This window comes from Brachybacterium sp. HMSC06H03 (assembly GCF_001807385.1).
In the GTDB taxonomy this organism is placed as follows: Bacteria; Actinomycetota; Actinomycetes; order Actinomycetales; family Dermabacteraceae; genus Brachybacterium; species Brachybacterium conglomeratum.
Genome location: NZ_KV788916.1, coordinates 1 through 1,143, shown reverse-complemented (window position 1 = coordinate 1,143; position 1,143 = coordinate 1). Strand labels below are relative to the sequence as shown.

The following is a 1,143-nucleotide window of genomic DNA, read 5'->3' as shown; positions in this document are numbered from 1 at the left end:
CCCCCCCCCCCCGACGATGGGGCCCGGCCGCTCCCACCGCAGACCGATGATCACCACGATCCGATGACCACCTCGAAAGGAACTCCCTCATGAGCACCCGACGACTCCCCCTCAGCCCCCGCGGCACACGGCGCCCCGCCGACACCCCGCTCACCCGACGCTCCGCCCTGATCGGCGGCGCCGGCCTGATGGGCCTCGGCCTCGCCGCCTGCGGCGGAAGCGGCGACGGCGGCGGTTCGGGCGGCTCGGGCGGCTCGGGCGGCGACACCATCACGCTGGGCTACATCCCCTCGTGGACCGACGGGCTGTCCCTCGCCTACCTGCTCGACAACCGCCTGACCGCCATGGGCTACACCGTCGAGCACGAGCCGATCACGGAGGCCGGCGTGCTCTACGCAGGCCTCGCCCAGGGCGATGTGGACATGTTCCCCTCGGCCTGGCCCGAGGTCACCCACGCCTCCTACATGGAGGAGTACGGCGACGACATCGAGGACCTGGTGGCCTACTACGAGGGCGCGGTGCTGAACCTCTCCGTGCCGCAGTACGTGGACATCACCTCGATCGACGAGCTCGCGGGCCAGGCCGACCGCTTCGGCGGCCGGATCGTCGGCATCGAGCCGGGCGCCGGGCTGACCAAGGCGACCCAGGAGAGCGTGATCCCGGGCTACGGCCTCGACGACTACGAGCTCGTCACCTCCTCCACCACCGCGATGATCACGGAGCTCGAGAACGCGATCGACGCCGAGGAGGACATCGTCGTCACGCTGTGGACCCCGTTCTGGGCGATGCCGGCCTACGACATGAAGGCGCTCGAGGACCCCGAGGGCGCCTTCGGCGAGCCGGAGGCGCTGCACCACCTGGGCCGCACCGGCTTCAAGGAGGACTTCCCCGACGCCGCCGAGTGGATCGCGGGCGCGACCCTGTCCGACGAGCAGTTCGGCTCCCTCGAGGACAAGGTCGTCAACGAGTTCGGCGAGGGCAAGGAGGCCGAGGCCGTGGAGGCCTGGCTCGAGGAGAACCCCGACGTGCTCCCGCCTGTCGAGGGCGAGTGAGCCCGCGGCGTCCTCACCGCTGAGCGCCCGCGCCGAGGAGCGCCGGCACCGATGAGAGGCGCCCCCGACACCACATGGTGTCGGGGGCGCC

1 protein-coding gene is annotated in these 1,143 nt (G+C 71.7%); it reads left to right on the top strand.

Translation table 11 applies throughout. The features are described 5' to 3' along the window. The first annotated feature begins 89 nt into the window (after positions 1 to 89). On the top strand, positions 90 to 1,052 hold the full coding sequence (locus tag HMPREF3159_RS13420; protein WP_070501613.1) for a glycine betaine ABC transporter substrate-binding protein: 963 nt from the start codon (positions 90 to 92) through the stop codon (positions 1,050 to 1,052). Positions 1,053 to 1,143 lie beyond the last annotated feature (91 nt).